The 17,160-nt window shown below is 56.4% G+C and carries 18 protein-coding genes; 15 read left to right on the plus strand and 3 right to left on the minus strand.

Features of this window, described 5'->3' with window-relative positions:
* The first annotated feature begins 50 nt into the window (after positions 1-50).
* The 12 genes from KFJ24_RS03455 to flhB all read left to right on the plus strand — a co-directional run bounded on the left by KFJ24_RS03455 (position 51) and on the right by flhB (position 9,556).
* Positions 51-356 (plus strand): STAS domain-containing protein, encoded by a 306-nt coding sequence (locus tag KFJ24_RS03455; RefSeq protein ID WP_250829693.1) that lies wholly within the window; start codon positions 51-53, stop codon positions 354-356.
* A 25-nt stretch (positions 357-381) separates the two neighbouring features.
* Positions 382-2,148, plus strand: a complete 1,767-nt coding sequence (locus KFJ24_RS03460) for a PP2C family protein-serine/threonine phosphatase (RefSeq protein ID WP_250829694.1) — start codon at positions 382-384, stop codon at positions 2,146-2,148.
* 23 nt (positions 2,149-2,171) lie between these two features.
* Positions 2,172-2,519, plus strand: coding sequence for an Hpt domain-containing protein (locus KFJ24_RS03465; protein WP_250829695.1), 348 nt, complete (start codon positions 2,172-2,174; stop codon positions 2,517-2,519).
* A 113-nt stretch (positions 2,520-2,632) separates the two neighbouring features.
* Complete coding sequence (locus tag KFJ24_RS03470; RefSeq protein ID WP_250829696.1) at positions 2,633-3,865, plus strand: flagellar hook-length control protein FliK; 1,233 nt, start codon at positions 2,633-2,635, stop codon at positions 3,863-3,865.
* 185 nt (positions 3,866-4,050) lie between these two features.
* Positions 4,051-4,560 (plus strand): flagellar basal body-associated FliL family protein, encoded by a 510-nt coding sequence (locus KFJ24_RS03475; RefSeq protein WP_250829697.1) that lies wholly within the window; start codon positions 4,051-4,053, stop codon positions 4,558-4,560.
* Between the two features lie 40 nt (positions 4,561-4,600).
* Positions 4,601-5,602 (plus strand): flagellar motor switch protein FliM, encoded by a 1,002-nt coding sequence (gene fliM, locus KFJ24_RS03480; protein ID WP_250829698.1) that lies wholly within the window; start codon positions 4,601-4,603, stop codon positions 5,600-5,602.
* The gene (fliN, locus tag KFJ24_RS03485; RefSeq protein WP_250829699.1) at positions 5,595-6,104 is read left to right on the plus strand and encodes a flagellar motor switch protein FliN; all 510 of its coding nucleotides are present in this window, start codon (positions 5,595-5,597) and stop codon (positions 6,102-6,104) included. The genes fliM and fliN overlap by 8 nt, the downstream gene beginning before the upstream one ends.
* Before the next feature lies 1 nt (position 6,105).
* Positions 6,106-6,552, plus strand: a complete 447-nt coding sequence (fliO, locus tag KFJ24_RS03490; RefSeq protein WP_250829700.1) for a flagellar biosynthetic protein FliO — start codon at positions 6,106-6,108, stop codon at positions 6,550-6,552.
* A 4-nt stretch (positions 6,553-6,556) separates the two neighbouring features.
* Positions 6,557-7,333 (plus strand): flagellar type III secretion system pore protein FliP, encoded by a 777-nt coding sequence (fliP, locus tag KFJ24_RS03495; protein WP_250829701.1) that lies wholly within the window; start codon positions 6,557-6,559, stop codon positions 7,331-7,333.
* Between the two features lie 8 nt (positions 7,334-7,341).
* Entirely contained in the window at positions 7,342-7,611 is a 270-nt protein-coding gene (gene fliQ, locus KFJ24_RS03500) for a flagellar biosynthesis protein FliQ (RefSeq protein WP_070965790.1), read from the plus strand.
* A 3-nt stretch (positions 7,612-7,614) separates the two neighbouring features.
* The gene (gene fliR / locus KFJ24_RS03505) at positions 7,615-8,400 is read left to right on the plus strand and encodes a flagellar biosynthetic protein FliR (protein ID WP_250829702.1); all 786 of its coding nucleotides are present in this window, start codon (positions 7,615-7,617) and stop codon (positions 8,398-8,400) included.
* Between the two features lie 19 nt (positions 8,401-8,419).
* Positions 8,420-9,556: a flagellar biosynthesis protein FlhB gene (gene flhB / locus KFJ24_RS03510; protein WP_250829703.1), complete on the plus strand. Its 1,137-nt coding sequence runs from the start codon at positions 8,420-8,422 to the stop codon at positions 9,554-9,556.
* 152 nt (positions 9,557-9,708) lie between these two features.
* Here flhB and KFJ24_RS03515 read toward each other — a convergent pair whose 3' ends face one another.
* From KFJ24_RS03515 to upp, 3 genes are read right to left on the minus strand one after another with little or no spacing between them, the layout of a single operon-like run.
* Positions 9,709-10,563 carry a class I SAM-dependent methyltransferase gene (locus tag KFJ24_RS03515; protein WP_250829704.1) on the minus strand — a complete coding sequence of 285 codons (855 nt, stop codon included), beginning with the start codon at positions 10,561-10,563 and terminating at the stop codon, positions 9,709-9,711.
* Complete coding sequence (locus KFJ24_RS03520; protein ID WP_250829705.1) at positions 10,544-11,800, minus strand: uracil-xanthine permease family protein; 1,257 nt, start codon at positions 11,798-11,800, stop codon at positions 10,544-10,546. The genes KFJ24_RS03515 and KFJ24_RS03520 overlap by 20 nt, the downstream gene beginning before the upstream one ends.
* A 2-nt stretch (positions 11,801-11,802) precedes the next feature.
* Positions 11,803-12,441, minus strand: a complete 639-nt coding sequence (gene upp, locus KFJ24_RS03525; RefSeq protein ID WP_250829706.1) for a uracil phosphoribosyltransferase — start codon at positions 12,439-12,441, stop codon at positions 11,803-11,805.
* Positions 12,442-12,669: 228 nt separating this feature from the next.
* Here upp and flhA point away from each other — a divergent pair, with 228 nt between their 5' ends.
* From flhA to KFJ24_RS03540, 3 genes are all read left to right on the plus strand, one after another.
* Positions 12,670-14,850 carry a flagellar biosynthesis protein FlhA gene (gene flhA, locus KFJ24_RS03530; RefSeq protein WP_250829707.1) on the plus strand — a complete coding sequence of 727 codons (2,181 nt, stop codon included), beginning with the start codon at positions 12,670-12,672 and terminating at the stop codon, positions 14,848-14,850.
* A 59-nt stretch (positions 14,851-14,909) separates the two neighbouring features.
* Entirely contained in the window at positions 14,910-16,223 is a 1,314-nt protein-coding gene (gene flhF / locus KFJ24_RS03535; RefSeq protein WP_250829708.1) for a flagellar biosynthesis protein FlhF, read from the plus strand.
* 103 nt (positions 16,224-16,326) lie between these two features.
* On the plus strand, positions 16,327-17,139 hold the full coding sequence (locus tag KFJ24_RS03540) for a MinD/ParA family protein (protein ID WP_250829709.1): 813 nt from the start codon (positions 16,327-16,329) through the stop codon (positions 17,137-17,139).
* The last annotated feature ends 21 nt before the right edge of the window (positions 17,140-17,160 follow it).

Genomic DNA, 17,160 nt, shown 5'->3' on the forward strand with positions numbered 1-17,160 from the left:
CATTGATCTGACGGATTAACGCTTCATCGAATACCTTCGGAGATTGTGGAATGCCCATTCAGACACGTCGCGGAGAAGATGGTCAAACCCTGATTATCAGTATTGAAGGGCGCTTTGATTTTAGCACCCATCAGGCCTTTCGTGACGCCTACGAGCATGGTGACCAGGCCATCCGTTACTACATTGTGGATCTGTCTGGGACCACGTATCTCGATAGTTCTGCCCTCGGTATGCTGTTGCTGTTACGGGACTATGCGGGTGGGGATAGCGCTCGCATCACCATAGAAAACTGCAACAACGATGTTCGCCGCATTCTGACAATATCCAATTTCGAGCAACTGTTCGCCATTCGGTGATCCGTGCATGCTGCCGGGGGCCACTGTGGAAGAGTCTGTTGCAGAAAATCGCCCGCTCCGAATTCTCATTGCCGATGACAGTGACAGTGATCGTCTGATTCTGAAAACCCTGCTGAAACGACTGGGCCATAGAGTATTCGATGCCGCTAACGGTTTGGAGGCGGTCGCCCTGTTCAGAGATACCACTCCGGATATCGTACTGCTGGATGCTCTTATGCCCCGGATGGACGGCATGGAGGCAGCCCGGCAGATCAAATCCCTGGCCGGAGAAAGAATGGTGCCACTGATCTTTCTGACGTCTCTCTCTGAGGCCAGCGCACTGGCTCGGTGCCTTGAGGCGGGTGGCGATGACTTCCTGAGCAAACCCTATAATCGGGTGATTATCGAAGCCAAGATTAACGCCTTCAACCGGATGCGGCTCATGCACCAGACCCTCTCTGACCAGAGGGATATTATCCGTGAGCGCAACCGGCAGCTGCTGGAGGAGCAAGAGGTTGCTAAACGGGTATTCGACAATGTTGCCCACACGGGCTGTCTTGATGCGGCAAATATCCGGTACCACGCCTCTCCGTTATCGATCTTCAATGGTGATGTGTTATTTGCCTCACCGCGCCCGGCCGGCGGCATGCTGATCTTCATAGGTGACTTTACCGGGCATGGTTTGCCAGCAGCTATTGGCGCCATGCCGGTGGCCGAGATTTTCTATGGTATGGCTAGCAAAGGCTTTAATGGCGCTGATGTGCTGAGAGAAATCAATCAGAAACTGAAACGGATTCTGCCCACCGGCATGTTCTGTTGCGGCGCAATGATCGAGGCAGACTTCAAGTTGAATCAGCTGCAGATCTGGAACGGAGGGTTACCGGATGGCTGGCTTATCCGTTCCACTGGCGAACCTGAGATACTGCCATCCCGGCATCTGCCGCTCGGTATAAGGTCTCCCGAACAGTTCGACGCTGAAATGGATACGATTGGCGCTGTGCCGGGTGATCGTCTGTTGATGATGACGGATGGGGTACTGGAATCGGGGAATGCTGCGGGGGAGGTTTTCGGAGAAGCGGGTATCCTCCGCGCCCTTGAGTCGAGTGAGTCTGCTCAGCATCCATTCGATGCGGTGATCGACGGCGTGCAGCGGTTCACCGGTAGCCAGGGGGATGCTGATGATCTTACCCTGTGCAGTCTGGAAATGGTGGACGAGGCTGGTTTTTCAGTGTTACCGGATCGGGTACCACCCTCGGCACTGGCCGGTCCCACGGAGTGGCGCTGTATTTATGAGGTTCGTGAGCGCACGCTCGGAGATTTCAGCCCTTTGCCACTGTTGCTGCACATTTGTATGGAAGTTCCTGGCCTCAGGCGCAAGAGCGGCGAGATATACACCCTGCTGGCAGAACTCTATAACAATGCCCTGGAGCACGGTGTGCTGGAGTTACCATCGGAATGGAAGCATACGTCGGACGGCTTTGACCGCTATTATGAGGAAAGACGGCGCAGGCTTGGTCGAATAGAAGGACACTTTATCCGCTTTAGCCTGCACCATTCCATGAAACCATCGGGAGGGCGTCTTCGTGTTATTTGTGAGGACAGTGGCCCCGGGTTCGATTTCCACAACCATCCGGTTCTGGTGTCTGGTGACAAACCGCGGGTCGCTGCGAGGTATGCCGGGCGGGGACTTTTACTGTTGAAACGATTGTCGGAATCCGTCACGTTCCATCATCAGGGTAATCACGTCGAAATTGTTTATGATTGGCATTTTCCCGGCGCCGTATCTGAGCGGGAGGCAGCAGTCCAGTCATGATAGGTACAAACACAGGGGGCGGTATGAGTAATAAGCCACACCTTGACGAGGAAGCGTTGGCCGAGCTTCAGGACGTCATGGACGATGAATTTGAAGTATTGATTCAGACCTATCTCAGCGACTCTCGTGAGCGAGTTGCGAGCCTGAGAGCGGCCATCGAAGTGGAAGATGCGGATGCATTTGCCAAGATGGCACACAGTTTCAAAGGCAGTTGTATCAATATAGGTGCACCGCATCTGGGGCAGTTGTGCCTTGCGGCCGAGATGGCCGGCAAGGAGAACCGTCTGGAGGGAGCGTCTGCAATGGTTGATGGTATCGAGGCCGAGCTCCGGACTGTCGCCGATATGCTGGAGGGGTTGCTGGTTCGATAAATATTAGGCTGCTGTCTGGCACCGCTTTTGCAGTCCAAGAGGAAACCGCCCGGAAAACCGTTGAAAGCCGGCAATGATGGGCGATAACTCGACAAAAGCGGCAAGAGGTTGCCATGCCCCAGATGGTTCTTCCCCAGACCCCCGCTCCAGGGATGCAGAATGACACCGGTTCCAGAAAGGCAGGCGCCGGTAAGGAAACCGGAGATGGTGAAAGCCGGTTTGAGTCATTATCTCGCGCTGAACAGAAGCGCCTGGATCGACAGAAGGCCGAGCACAGCGATGAGTCGCAACCTGTCAAAGAGCCCCGTTCTGCCGAAAATGATCGCCTCCCCCCCGAATCGGGCGAAAACACGGAGGCTATTCAGGATGTTGTTGAAACCCCGGGTGCTGCTGTAGCGACAGTCGCTGACAGCGTCGAGAACGGCAAGTTGACTCCGGAGCTTTCCGGAGACATGGAGCTGGTCGCAACACCATTGACGTTTGCCGAATTGCAGACGCTTCTGGTGCCGGCAAATGGGCAAGCTGCTGCTGTTGCCGAGGGTGTCCCTGCAAGTAAGCCCGGTTTATCGGAAGGTGTTCCTGCCAGTAAGTCCGGATTATCGGCGGTGCTCGCTCAGATGGTGCCGGGCAGCGGTCCGGTAAACGGTGTGATTAATGGCAAGCCTGGCCTGCAGGGGCAGGGTGCTCCGGGGGCTACTTCGGGGCTGCAACTCACGGAAGCACTAACAGCCTCTCTGGCACCTGACAACGCCAGGGCGGCAGATTCCTCCGCCAGTCTTGTGGCTTCGGCCCGTGTTCAGTCGGCCATGGAGGTGGTCTCGCAACAGGCTGCAAATGCCAATGCTGCAAAGCTTTCTCCCGAGATTTCGTTGCCGCTCAGGGGATACGCCACCTCAATTGATGTCCCGGTCGGCCATGCTGAGTGGGGCGATAAGATGGTTGGTAAGTTGAGCTGGCTGACAGCACGAAATATGTCGGTCGCTGAGATTCACCTTACCCCGCCGGATATGGGGCCGATGGAAGTGAAGGTGCGTATGCATCACGACCAGGCCAACATTACGGTGCATGCAGCCAATCCGGTGGTTCGGGACCAGCTCGAACTGAATTCTCATCGGTTGCGTGACATGCTGGGTGAACAGGGGCTCTCCCTTGCCCAGTTTGATGTTTCGGATTCACCACAACAGCAGGGTGGCGAACAGGCTACAGGTGACGGTGACGGTGACGGTGAGGGGAGTGGCGGTCGTGGGACATCTGGTACGCTGGCCGACGCTGATCTTGACGATACGGATCTTCGTTCAGGTAATCTTGACCTCAGTTGGAAAGGCGAAGTCGACATCTTTGCCTGACTGCATCCAGTCACTCCTCAATGTGTCGTGCATTTCACTCCAAACTGTTTTGCCCATCCTCTCCGGCAGCGCTAAACTGCGGTTCTTAACGGGAAGGGTGGGCTATCTGGCCCGCCCTTTGCATCGAACTCACCAAAGTCACGGAAAAGCGCTCCCTCTGACGGATTTCTGGCGAAGCTGACACTATGGCTGAAAATAAAGCGCCTGAAGAGGCACCTGCCAAGAAAAGCAAACTGAAGCTGATCATCATGGTCGTGATCGTCGTTATCCTTGCGATTGTGCTTTCAGTGATGGGGACGCTCTGGTTCCTCAATGGCAGCTTGCCAGGTATGGGTAGCGAAGACGAGGATTCAGGCGAGACTGTCGAGGAGGCCTTCGAGCCCAGCACCTACGTGGAGCTGCAAAAGGCCCTGGTCACGACCGTCCAGGCGCAGGGCCGGCAGAGGTATGCCCAGGTTTACCTCGCACTGGAGGCAACGGATACCCAGGCCCTGGCGGCTGCACAGTTACACTTGCCATTGATTCGCAGCCAGCTGGTCATGGTGCTGGGGAGCAGTGATTTTAACGAATTGCAGACGCCAGAAGGACGTCGCGGCCTGGCTGACAAGATGTTGACGACGGTCAACCAGGTGTTGGAGCAGGAAGGCGAGCCCGCAATCAAGCGGGTACTGTTCAGAAACTTTGTCGTGCAATAGGACCCGAGACGGGTAAGGCATTTCAGGGGCAGGACTACGTATGCAGGACTTGTTGTCACAGGATGAAATCGATGCCCTCCTCCACGGAGTGGACGATGGCGATATCGATACTTACGAAGAGACTGACGATACTGGTGTAAAGTCCTACGACCTCTCCAGCCAGGACCGTATTGTTCGCGGCCGCATGCCCACGCTGGAGATGATCAACGAGCGCTTTGCCCGATACACCCGTATCAGCCTGTTCAATCTGATGCGCCGTAACGCCGACGTTTCCGCCGGCGGCGTGCAGATCATGAAGTTCGGGGAATATATTCATACTCTTTATGTTCCCACCAGCCTGAACCTCTGCAAGATCCGTCCACTGCGTGGCACGTCACTGTTCGTGCTGGATGCCAAGCTGGTATTCAAGCTGGTTGATAATTTCTTCGGTGGGGAAGGTCGTCACGCCAAGATTGAGGGCCGGGAATTTACCCCAACGGAAACCCGTATTGTCCAGATGGTGCTGGATCAGGTTTTCCACGACATGGCCGAAGCATGGCAGGCGGTGCTCAAGGTGGACTTTGAGTATCTCAGTTCCGAAGTTAATCCGGCCATGGCCAACATTGTCAGTCCCAGTGAAGTGGTCGTTGTCAGTACTTTCCATATCGAATTGGACGGCGGTGGCGGGGAGCTGCATTTTGCCCTGCCTTATTCCATGATCGAGCCTATCCGGGATGTTCTGGATGCGGGTGTCCAGAGCGATATTGATGATGTTGACGAACGCTGGGTAAATGCCCTGCAGGAAGACATCAAGGATGTAAATGTACCGGTGAACACGACGGTTTGCCGCCGCCGGATTTCTCTTCGTGAAATTGCCAAGATGAAGGCTGGCGACATCATTCCGGTTGAGATGGCGGAGCATCTGACGGTAACGGCAAACGGCATCCCCATATACAAGGCCACGATGGGAACGCGCGACGGAAAACTGGCGTTGAGGATTCATGAAAAGGCAACGCTACCCAAGGTCAAGAAACAACTGAAAGTAGGGCGTAACAATGGCTGACGACGACAAAAAAGACGAGCAGCAACTCAGCGAAGACGAAAAGCTGGCCGCCGAGTGGGAAGCGGCTATGGAAGAGTCAGGCGATGCCGAAGACGAGCACACAGAGGCGGGCTCGGGGGAAGACGAGTGGGCGGCTGCCATGGCGGAAGCCGGTGAAACTGAAAAGAAGGATGACGTTCAGACCGCCCCCATGGAAGAGTTTGATCAGGCCACCCGGCCGACACAGGGCAACGGCCCGGCGCCCGATATGGATGTAATCCTGGATATTCCAGTGACCATCTCCATGGAAGTTGGCAACACGCAAATCCCTATTCGGAACCTTCTGCAGCTCAACCAGGGCTCAGTGATCGAACTCGACCGGCTGGCCGGTGAGCCGCTGGATGTTCTTGTTAACGGCACGCTGATCGCCCACGGCGAGGTTGTGATGGTGAATGAGAAGTTTGGTATCCGCCTGACCGATGTGATCAGTCCGGGCGAACGTATCAAGCGGCTGCAGAAATAACATGAGAACACTGTTAGCGACCTTTACGGCCGCTCTTTTGACGACGCCGGTGCTCGCGCAAGACGGGGGTGGCCCAGCCCAGGCAGAGCCGGTCAGGGCACCAGATACCATAGGAACCATCGTCAGCCTCGGCATAGGCCTGGTAGCCGTAATCGCGCTCATTTACGGGTGTGCCTGGATTATTCGCCGAATGAACGGCATGACGGGTATGAACAACAACGCAATCAAGGTTGTTTCCGTGATGGCAGTGGGCGCCAGGGAACGTATCGCGCTGATTGAAGTGGGTGGGCAGCAGATCCTGCTGGGCATTACGCCCTCGGCCATCCGTACTCTCCATGTTTTCGACGAGCCGGTGGTCGACGCCGGCAATCCCGCCTCGGGCGATTTTGCTCGCCGCCTGCAAAGCATGATTGGCAAATCCTGGACCTCGCCTACAAGGAACGAATGACCTCATGATTGCGCGAATGTTCAGACGTTTCAGCCCGCTTATTGTTCTGTTGCTGGGTTTTGGCTGCAGTCAGATGGCACTGGCGCAGGATGCGACCGGCATCCCGGGTATCCCGGCGTTCACGGTAACGCCGGGTGAAGGCGAGGGTACCCAGGAATACTCGGTAACCCTGCAGATCCTTGCGCTGATGACAGCGCTTACGTTCCTGCCAGCGATGCTGATGATGATGACATCCTTTACCCGCATCATCGTGGTATTTGCCATATTGAGGCAGGCGCTGGGACTGCAGGCGACGCCGTCCAACCAGATCTTGCTGGGACTGGCGCTGTTCCTAAGTATTTTTATCATGAAGCCGGTCCTGGAAGAGGCTAACAGGGTGGGGCTCCAGCCTTACCTGCAGGAAGAAGTCACCTCGCTGGAAGCCGTGGAGCTGGCCAGTCAGCCATTCAAGAAATTCATGATGGAACAGACCCGGGAGAGTGATCTGGCTCTGTTCATGCGTATGGCGGACGAACAGTATGCAACTCCCGACGATGTCTCTTTTTGGGTACTGATGCCGGCATTCGTTACCAGTGAACTCAAGACCGCATTCCAGATCGGGTTTATCCTGTTTATCCCGTTCCTGATTATCGACATGGTGGTGGCCAGTGTTCTGATGGCCATGGGTATGATGATGCTGTCGCCCATCATCATCTCGTTGCCGTTCAAGATCATGTTATTTGTGCTGGTAGACGGCTGGGCCCTGATTATGGGCACTCTGGCTGCCAGCTACGGAATATAGGGGGCATTATGACTCCGGAAACCGTCATTGATATTCTTCGTGAAGCCCTTTGGATGATCGTTCTTTTGTCCTCTGTCATTATCGGGCCGGGCCTGGTTATTGGTCTTGTTGTGAGTACCTTTCAGGCGGCGACCCAGATTAACGAGCAGACACTGAGCTTTCTGCCACGCCTTCTGGTGACGCTCATCGTGATCATTGTCATGGGGCCCTGGATGCTGACCCAGCTTCTGGATCACGCCAACCGGCTGATCTCCAGTATCCCCTACCTGATTGGCTGACGGATGATTCCTGAGGCGTTCAGTGCAGAGCTGATAGGGCAGTGGGTGGGGCAACATGTGTGGCCCCTGTTTCGAATCGCTAGCTTTCTGATGGTTATACCCATCTTCGGCACCCAGCTGGTTCCGGCTCGTGTTCGCATGGGTTTGGCACTTCTGATGACGATCCTCATCGCGCCAATCATTCCATCGGTGCCTCAGGTTGAAGCGCTTAGCGCCGATGCCGTCGTTATAACACTGCAGCAGATCCTGATCGGCGTTGGGCTTGGCTTTGCACTGACAGCCCTATGGCAGCTTTTTGTTATTGCAGGTCAGATGATCGCCATGCAAATGGGCCTCGGTTTCGCCTCCATGGTTGACCCTGCCAACGGGGTTAACGTTCCGGTGCTTTCCCAGATCTATACCATTACTATCACCCTGCTGTTCCTTGCCATGAATGGTCATCTGGTTGCGTTTGAAGTCTTCATCGAGAGTTTCAGAATACTGCCAATCGGCATGGAAGGGCTTGGGCAGGCAGGCGTATGGGAGCTGGCACATCGCATAAGCTGGATGTTCGCCTCCGCCATGCTGCTCGCCTTGCCAGCGGTAACAGCAGTACTGATCGTCAGCATCTCCTTCGGCGTGATGACCCGTGCAGCGCCGCAGATGAACATCTTTGCGCTGGGTTTTCCCATTGGCCTGATTTTTGGATTGTTTTCCATATGGGTACTGCACGCCAATTTTCTGCCGCACTTTGATCAGTACACCAGAGAGACGTTTGATTTTATGCGGCAGTTACAGGGGCAGCCGTAGATGAATCCGGTGAATAGTAATGGCTGAAGAAAACGACAACAGTCAGGAAAAAACGGAAGAGGCCACCCCCCGAAGGCTCGAGAAAGCCAGGGAGGAGGGCCAGACTGCCCGTTCCCGTGAGCTGGCCACCATGGCGGTGCTTCTGGCGGGCGCCGGCGGATTGTTGATGTTTGGCGCCAGCCTCGGTGCCGCCCTTGAATCGGTCATGCGTGACAGCTTTGTGCTCGAACGCTCCGCCATCTTCGATACCCGCCACATGAGTGTGCAACTGATCGCCGCAACCAAAGACGCTGCCTGGGCCTTGTCACCAATACTCATCATGCTGCTGCTCGCGGCAATCTTCGGCTCCATCGGTATTGGCGGACTCCTGTTCAGCGGTAAGGCGATTGCTCCAAAGCTGAACCGAATGGACCCGATCAAGGGTCTTGGTCGCATGTTCTCCATGCGCTCCCTGGTCGAGCTGGTGAAAGCCATTGCCAAGGTCGGACTGGTGCTGGCAGTTGCCATCCTGATCCTTAACCTGAGGACAGAAGACTTGCTCAGCATCGCCGAAGAGCCGGTGATGCCCGCCATGGAGCATGTTCTCTGGACGCTTGGCTGGAGTTTCTTTGTACTTTCCTGCGCCACCATTGTCATTGCCCTGATTGACGTACCTTTCCAGATCTACGATCACCAGAAGAAATTGAAAATGACCAAGCAGGAGGTCAAGGACGAATATAAGGACACGGAAGGCAAGCCGGAAGTTAAAGGCAAGATCCGTCAGCTGCAGCGTGAAATGGCCCAGCGCCGCATGATGCAGGATGTGCCGACAGCCGATGTGGTTATCACTAACCCGACCCACTATGCCGTGGCCCTGAAGTACGATCAGAAGGCCATGGCGGCGCCCGTGGTAGTGGCCAAGGGCTCTGATGAAACTGCGTTCAAGATCATGGAGATTGCCCGCGAGCACAAAGTCGAAATTCTTCGCACTCCGCCGCTCACCCGGGCTGTCTATCACAACTCTGACATCGGCGATGAGATTCCTGATGGCCTCTACATGGCCATCGCCCAGGTTCTGGCTTACGTGTTCCAGCTTCGGCAGTTCCGCAAGGGGCGTGGGCCCAAGCCGGGCATGCCGGATTTACCGATTCCCTCTGACTTGAGGCGGGATGCCTGACTTTGGGACCTGGCCTGTAAGGTTCAGGGGAGGATGTTGGTGGGCGGAGCTGAAGCGACACATGGACGTGCTTGAGCGGGTTTTGGAAAGCTTCACCACGCAACCACAAGCACCAAACCCATCAGGCAGGGAACCAGAGCTTAAAGACAGTCTCAGCAGCCAGCCTCGATAACCCGAACCATTGGCTCCCCGCGACTCTCGGGAATCGGCAGCTTTCCATACCAGGACCGTGGATCGTGAACCGTCGCTGATGTGAACCCGCAGGATAGGAAGTGCGCCCGTGCTTCTTCATCAGTCTGGAAATGGAATGAAACCTGGCTTCGGGTGGCGGCGCCCAGAACGTTGCCAAGAGCACTGAGGGTGCCGTTCAGCAAGGGCTGTTTCGGACGGTAGTAGCTCTCGGATAGGTAGATAGAGCCGGGACGTTTTGCCATGGCCGTCGACAAGCGCCGCCAGAAATCGCTGATGACTTCCAGAGAAAAATAGCTCGTCAGACCCTCAGTGACGATGGCCACGGGTTTGGTGTTGTCGAAAACGCGATCAATGACAGCTTCCAGCTGGTACTCACCGTGGTCTGCCAGAATGTCGATCGGAGTCACCTGGTGATGGTCACCAAGCCGGCCTGCCGCCAGCAGTCGCATGGCCTTCCGACCAGCCATGTTCGGCAGGTCTGCTTCGACCATGTGAATCAACGGGTGACGCTCCCGAAGCCGGATGCCCCGAGGGGACATGCCACAGGCGATTTCAAGAATCTGGGTGACGCCCTGTTCGTTGATGGCCTGGTCAATGAGGTGATCGATGATGAGGTGGCGTTGCAGCAGGAAGGTGCGGATATTGCCACCGATGGCCGCCTTGCTGGCGGCTTCGAAAGGGGTCATCAGATGATAGAGCCATTGGCCTTGCCTGGTGGCCAGGATATCGTCCGAGAGCCTATACCGGTGCCAAACGGCACCGGTATAGAGAGCGGTAAAGCTGATTCCCGAACTGTCAGTCGGCTTTTTGCTCATAGATGGCCTTGCCCCAGGCTTCGCGGCTGCCGGGGAGTATCAGGTTCAGAATGATGGCGGCCACTGCGCAAAGGGCGATGCCTTCGAGGTGCCCGAGCACCATGCCACCGATTCCGAATACCAGGGTAACCCCCACGATGACCAGATTGCGGGACTCTGCAAGATCCACCTGGTGGCGGATCAGTGTGTTGAGGCCTACCACGGCGATAGAGCCGAACAGCAGGCACAGGATGCCACCCATGACCGGAACCGGGATGGTCTGCAGGGCGGCGCCAAACTTGCCAACGAACGCCAGCACGATGGCGACAACGGCTGCCCACCACATGACTCTGGGGTTGAAGTTCTTGGTGAGCATAACCGCACCGGTTACTTCGGAGTAGGTAGTGTTGGGTGGTCCACCAAGGAACGCGGCAGTACTGGTTGCCAGCCCGTCGCCAAGCAGCGTGCGGTGCAGGCCCGGCTTCTCAAGGTAATTCTTGCGGGTTACGTTGCCAATGGCGAGAACATCGCCAATATGCTCAATGGCCGGGGCGATGGCGACCGGAATCATGAACAGAATGGCGCCCCAGCTGAATTCGGGGGTTACGAACTTCGGCACGGCCAGCCACGCCGCTTCCTGAATTGGCGCGGTATCGACGATACCGGCAAAGGCTGAGAGTGCGTACCCGGTGATCACCCCGAACATGATCGGAATCAGCCGGAAGATGCCCTTGGCCCAGACTGACATGATGATGGTCACTGCCAGTGAGGTCATGGCGATCCAGATCGCAGTATCGTAAGGGATCAGCTGAGTAGCACCGTCACCGGTGCGGCCGGAGGCCATGTGCACAGCGACCGGGGCAAGACCGAGACCGATGGTCATGATCACCGGGCCAATCACCACCGGGGGCAGAAGGGCGCGTACGAAGCCGGTTCCGCGAAGGCGAACCAGCCCACTCAGGAGGATATAGAGAATGCCGGCAGCCATCAGGCCGCCGAGGGTCTCTTCCATACCGAATTTGCCCTTGGAGGCAATAACGGGCGCGATAAACGCGAAGGACGAGGCCAGGAAAATCGGGATCTGGCCACCGGTGACAATGTGAAAGATGATGGTGCCAAGGCCCGCGGTGAACAGGGCGACGTTCGGATCCATGCCCGTGATCAGGGGCATCAGTACCAGGGCGCCGAAAGCGACGAGCAGCATCTGTGAGCCGGCGATGACCTGTTTCCAGACCGGGTCGTTGGTATGATCCTGCATGGTTACACGTCCTTCTGCTTGGTGCCGAAGATCTTGTCGCCGGCGTCACCGAGCCCCGGCAGGATGTAGCCCTTGTCGTTCAGGTGGTCGTCGATCGACGCCGTATAGATGGAGACATCCGGGTGTTTCTCCAGCACTTTCTCAATCCCCTCTGGCGCAGCCACCAGAACCAGGGCACGGATTTCAGTGCTGCCCGCCTTTTTCAGCAGGTCGATGGTGGAAATCATGGAGCCACCGGTCGCGAGCATCGGATCTACAATCATCGCCGTGCGCTGGTCCAGCTCACCCACCAGTTTCTCCAGATAGGTGCTGGCTTCCAGAGTATCTTCATTACGAATCTGGCCAACCACGCTGACTCGGGCAACCGGGATCAGGCTCAGAACACCGTCGAGCATGCCCAGCCCTGCACGAAGGATGGGGACAATGGTAATTTTCTTTCCATGGATTTGCTCGACGTTTACCGGGCCGGCCCAGCCTGCAATCGTCTTTTCCTGCAGATTGAAATCCTTGGTGGCTTCGTAAGTCAGCAGCGAGCCGACTTCCTGTGCCAGCTCACGAAAATTCTTGGTGCTGATGTCCGCCCGGCGCATCAGGCCGACTTTGTGTCGGATCAGGGGGTGCTTAACCTCGTGGATTGGCATGTTGTCACCTGTCTGTCTGGATTATCAGTTTTGGCTTTGGAAGCGCGATCAAATGGCGCAAGGATACCGTATCTGGCAGGGCGCGTCAGGCCGCCAGGGGAGAAAGCCGGAGGAAATCGGGTAAGGAGTGGTACGGATCTTGCGAAGCTACCTCCAGATGACGTTCCGGCGTCAGATTTTCGACCCTGATAACGCCTGCAGGCACAGCCAATCGGAGAAGTTTCCGGCATGGACAGAGCTTTAGTCCTTAACAACGTCAAATCCCTGACGCGTGGCAACGTGGGCATTCCTGTCATGCTGATGGGACTGCTGGGCATGATGATTCTGCCCATGCCCGCCTTCCTGCTGGACGTCTTCTTTACCTTTAACATCACGTTGTCGATTGTCATTCTACTGGTCTGTGTTTACGCCATGCGGCCGATGGAGTTTGCCTCCTTCCCGACGGTTCTGCTGGTGGCAACATTGCTGCGCCTCGCCCTGAATGTGGCATCAACCCGTATCGTCCTGCTGGACGGACATGAAGGCGGCGATGCCGCGGGTAAGGTCATCGAATCTTTCGGCGCCGTGTTGATTGGTGGTAACTACGCTGTCGGTCTGGTGGTCTTCGCTATCCTGATGATTATCAACTTCCTCGTCGTTACCAAGGGTGCCGGCCGGGTTTCTGAAGTCAGTGCCCGCTTTACCCTGGACGCCATGCCCGGCAAGCAGATGGCTATTGATGCCGATCTCAACGCCGGCCTGATCAATCAGGAAGAGGCAAAGCACCGGCGGTCTGAGATTGCCCAGGAAGCGGACTTCTACGGTTCCATGGATGGTGCTTCGAAGTTTGTGAAAGGCGATGCTGTTGCCGGTTTGTTGATTCTGGCGATCAATATTATCGGTGGTGTGGCCATTGGTATGCTGCAGCACGATCTTGATTTTGGCCTTGCCATGCAGCGGTATGCACTGCTGACCATTGGTGACGGTCTCGTTGCCCAGATTCCCTCACTGTTACTCTCTACCTCTGCCGCGATCATGGTGACCCGGGTTACCTCCAGCCAGGACATGGGGGGGCAGATTCTGCAGCAGATGTTCAGTGCGCCAAAAGCACTGGCCATTGCAGCCGCCATTCTCATTATTCTGGGTCTGGTCCCGGGTATGCCGCATGTGGCGTTTCTTGGTCTGGGCAGCCTGGCTGCCGGGGCGGCCTGGTATATCTGGAAACACGAACGTCAGACCGTGGAAGAGGATGGTGTGTTCCCCGGTCGTGGCGGTGCTGGTGGGGTGCCCCGCCCGGCGGGTCGTGACCTGCCCCCGGGTGGCGATGCCGGCGGCGATCAGAACAGGCAGTTGCCTGCACCAGGCGAAACCAAGGAGCTTGGCTGGGATGATGTGGCGACGGTCGATATTGTTGGTCTTGAAGTGGGCTACCGCCTGATTCCCCTGGTCGACAAATCCCAGGGAGGCCAGTTACTGAGCCGTATCAAGGGTGTCCGTAAGAAGCTCTCGCAGGATCTGGGTTTTCTGATGCCCTCGGTGCATATCCGGGACAACCTGGACCTGATGCCCAATGTTTACAGAATTACTTTGATGGGTGTGACCATCGCCGAGGCGGAGATCCACCCGGATCGCGAGTTGGCGATTGATCCCGGTCAGGTGTTTGGCAAGGTAGAAGGTATTGAAGGCAAGGATCCTGCGTTCGGCCTTGATGCCTGCTGGATCGAGCCCGACAAGAAGGACCAGGCCCAGACCCTTGGCTATACCGTAGTGGATGCCAGCACTGTCGTTGCGACCCACCTGAACCAGGTGCTCCAGAAGCATGCCCATGAACTTCTGGGCCATGAAGAAGTTCAGAAATGGCTGGATCAGTTGGAAAAGGTTTCGCCCAAGCTGGCGGAGGAGCTGGTCCCGACGACTGTTTCCATCAGCCTGCTGCTCAAGGTGTTGCAGAACCTCCTGAAAGAGGAGGTGCCCATTCGTGATATGCGCTCCATTGCCGAGTCTGTCGTCAACGTCCACCCCAAGAGCCAGGATCCGAAACTGCTGACGACCATGGCCCGCCAATCCTTGCGTCGCATGATTGTCCAGAGCATCTGCGGTAACGAGTCAGAGATTCCGGTGATTACTCTGGACCCGGATCTGGAACAGTTATTGCTAAAGTCTGTTCAACAGAGTCAACAATCCGGCGGTCAGGAAGACATTGGCCTGGTTCTTGAGCCGAACATGGTGGAAAAGCTGCAGCGTTCCCTGCAGGACAGCGTCCAGCGCCAGGAAATGCTCGGAAAACCGGCGATCTTGCTGGTTTCCGGCCCGCTGCGACCGGTATTGGCGAAGTTTGCGAGCTATGGAGTGGAGCGGTTACACGTGCTCTCGTACCAGGAAGTACCGGACAACAAACAGATCACTATCGTGGCGTCCGTCGGTCAGTGACCGGGTGGACGGCAAAGCGGCCAGCGCAACACGGCGTTGCCGGTGGAGGATGAAACAGCATGAAAGTAAAACGGTTTTTCGCTCAGAGCATGGCAGAAGCGCTGAAGCAGGTCAGCGAGCAAATGGGGCCGGACGCCGTGATCCTTTCCAATCGCCGGGTAGACGGCGGCGTCGAAATCGTGACGGCGCTGGACTACGACGAAAATATGGCGCGCCAGAGCCTTGGTGATAAGGCTCAGGAAGCAACCAATGGCTCCCGCCTGGCTGAGATGCAGGCGGATCAGCATCGCAGGCTGGAAGACGAACTTGGGCGGTCCAGGGATCGTATTCGCGAAGTGCGGGAACAACGGTCGAAGGTTGGTGCTTCCTACGGCGGAGCGTCCTTTGCCGATTTGCGCGAGGCGGCCTCGACCGGTTTTGCAGAACCTGAAACATCGGGTTTTGCGGCGCCTCAAAACGTTCCGGGTACAAATGGCTATTCTGATGAGCTGGCCCAGATGCGGGCTGAAATCAGTTCCCTGCGTGACATGGTGAGCGGAGGGCAGCCGGCCGAGCCGGCAAAGCCTGCCGGCAACGCGGTACAGCAACGTCTGGCCGAGCGTCTTTTCGAGTTCGGCCTCAGCAGCGAGCTTGCCGGTTCTTTGTCCCGTCGCCATAAGGGCGGGCGCCTGGATGAAGGCTGGAAACAGTCCCTGAAGATGCTGGCGACAGGTGTGCGAACATCCCGGCACGAATGGCTGGATGAGGGCGGTGTTTATGCACTGGTTGGGCCGACCGGTTCGGGCAAGACCACAACCATCGGTAAACTGGCGGCCCGTCATGTGTTGCGTCATGGTTCCGATTCGCTGGTTCTGGTGACAACCGACAGATACCGCGTTGCCGCACACGAGCAACTGTTTGTGTTTGGTCGTATCCTTAATGTCCCGGTAAGGGTCGTGGATGAGAGTCATTCCCTGGACGATATTCTGGACGAGCTGTCCGATCGCCATCTTGTTCTGATCGATACTGCCGGCCTGACCAGTTCTGACAAGGGCTACCAGGAACAACTGGCTGAACTGGCTCGCAGTCACCACAATATTCGGACCCATCTTGTGGTTTCGGCCACCAGTCAGCCGCGCATCATGAAATCCGTCTGGCATTGCTATAAGATGGCTAATCTTGCGGGCTGCGTGATGACAAAAATTGACGAAGCCCTGACGCTCGGAGAGTCTCTCGGGTTCGTTATGGAGACCGGTTTACCGGTGGCCTATTACACCGATGGACAAAAGATTCCCGAGGATTTGCACCATGCTGAAGCCATTCCGTTGGTGCGGCTGGCCGTGGAGCGGCTGAAAAAACTCCAGCAACAACAGGCGGTCGCAGAAGGGGCCTGACCTATTGAAGGCTGTCATCGGATGACGGAGTATACGGTGTATAAATCCGGCTTCGTTCTGATACAGCGAGCCCCGGCAAAACTGGTGAGAGAAAAGATTCAGTATGAGCAGAGCACGTCCGGTACAGGTGATAGCAGTTTCCGGCGGAAAAGGGGGAGTCGGCAAGAGTAACGTGTCGGTCAACCTTGGAATCGCCCTGGCCGAGAAAGGCCGTCGAGTGGTGTTGCTGGACGCCGATCTGGGTCTCGCGAATATTGACGTGCTGCTCGGTATAACCGCAAACAGAAACCTTTCTGATGTGCTGGCCGGAGAGTGCGACCTCAAGGATGTTTTGGTTAATGGCCCGGGCGGCATAAAGATTGTTCCCGCTTCCTCGGGTACCCAGCGCATGACCCAGCTCAGCCCTATGGAGCATGCCGGCCTGATCAACGCATTCAGCGAACTGGGGGATCAGATAGATGTCCTGATCGTTGATACCGCCGCCGGCATTTCGGAATCGGTTGTCAGCTTTCTCAGGGCTTCCCAGGAACTATTGCTGGTGGTGTGTGACGAGCCTACGTCCATCACGGATGCCTATGCATTGATCAAGCTCATGAACCGGGATTACGGCACCAACCGGTTCCGTATTCTGGCCAATCAGGTCCGAAACGAGCAGGAAGGCCGTCATCTTTTTGAAAAACTGACTCGGGTCACCGAGCGTTTTCTGGATGTGGCATTACAATACGTGGGCATGGTCCCTTTTGACGAAGCTGTCAAAAAAGCGGTACAACGTCAGCGTGCCGTCCTGGATGCTTATCCCCGAGCAAAAGCATCGTTGGCAATCAAAGCGCTCGCAGAAAAAGTCGACAACTGGCCACTGCCATCCTCTCCCCGCGGGCATCTCGAATTTTTTGTGGAGCGGCTCGTCGAAGTCTGAATCTGATCCAGTCAAAAACAA

The organism is Marinobacter sediminum (assembly GCF_023657445.1).
GTDB lineage: Bacteria > Pseudomonadota > Gammaproteobacteria > Pseudomonadales > Oleiphilaceae > Marinobacter > Marinobacter sediminum_A.

Coding starts and splice junctions, on each gene's coding strand:
- KFJ24_RS03455 (WP_250829693.1), top strand. CDS start 51: ATGCCCATTCAGACACGTCGCGGAGAAGATGGTCAAACCCTGATTATC.
- KFJ24_RS03465 (WP_250829695.1), top strand. CDS start 2,172: ATGAGTAATAAGCCACACCTTGACGAGGAAGCGTTGGCCGAGCTTCAG.
- KFJ24_RS03470 (WP_250829696.1), top strand. CDS start 2,633: ATGCCCCAGATGGTTCTTCCCCAGACCCCCGCTCCAGGGATGCAGAAT.
- KFJ24_RS03475 (WP_250829697.1), top strand. CDS start 4,051: ATGGCTGAAAATAAAGCGCCTGAAGAGGCACCTGCCAAGAAAAGCAAA.
- fliM (WP_250829698.1), top strand. CDS start 4,601: ATGCAGGACTTGTTGTCACAGGATGAAATCGATGCCCTCCTCCACGGA.
- fliN (WP_250829699.1), top strand. CDS start 5,595: ATGGCTGACGACGACAAAAAAGACGAGCAGCAACTCAGCGAAGACGAA.
- fliO (WP_250829700.1), top strand. CDS start 6,106: ATGAGAACACTGTTAGCGACCTTTACGGCCGCTCTTTTGACGACGCCG.
- fliP (WP_250829701.1), top strand. CDS start 6,557: ATGATTGCGCGAATGTTCAGACGTTTCAGCCCGCTTATTGTTCTGTTG.
- fliQ (WP_070965790.1), top strand. CDS start 7,342: ATGACTCCGGAAACCGTCATTGATATTCTTCGTGAAGCCCTTTGGATG.
- fliR (WP_250829702.1), top strand. CDS start 7,615: ATGATTCCTGAGGCGTTCAGTGCAGAGCTGATAGGGCAGTGGGTGGGG.
- flhB (WP_250829703.1), top strand. CDS start 8,420: ATGGCTGAAGAAAACGACAACAGTCAGGAAAAAACGGAAGAGGCCACC.
- KFJ24_RS03515 (WP_250829704.1), bottom strand. CDS start 10,563: ATGAGCAAAAAGCCGACTGACAGTTCGGGAATCAGCTTTACCGCTCTC.
- KFJ24_RS03520 (WP_250829705.1), bottom strand. CDS start 11,800: ATGCAGGATCATACCAACGACCCGGTCTGGAAACAGGTCATCGCCGGC.
- upp (WP_250829706.1), bottom strand. CDS start 12,441: ATGCCAATCCACGAGGTTAAGCACCCCCTGATCCGACACAAAGTCGGC.
- flhA (WP_250829707.1), top strand. CDS start 12,670: ATGGACAGAGCTTTAGTCCTTAACAACGTCAAATCCCTGACGCGTGGC.
- flhF (WP_250829708.1), top strand. CDS start 14,910: ATGAAAGTAAAACGGTTTTTCGCTCAGAGCATGGCAGAAGCGCTGAAG.
- KFJ24_RS03540 (WP_250829709.1), top strand. CDS start 16,327: ATGAGCAGAGCACGTCCGGTACAGGTGATAGCAGTTTCCGGCGGAAAA.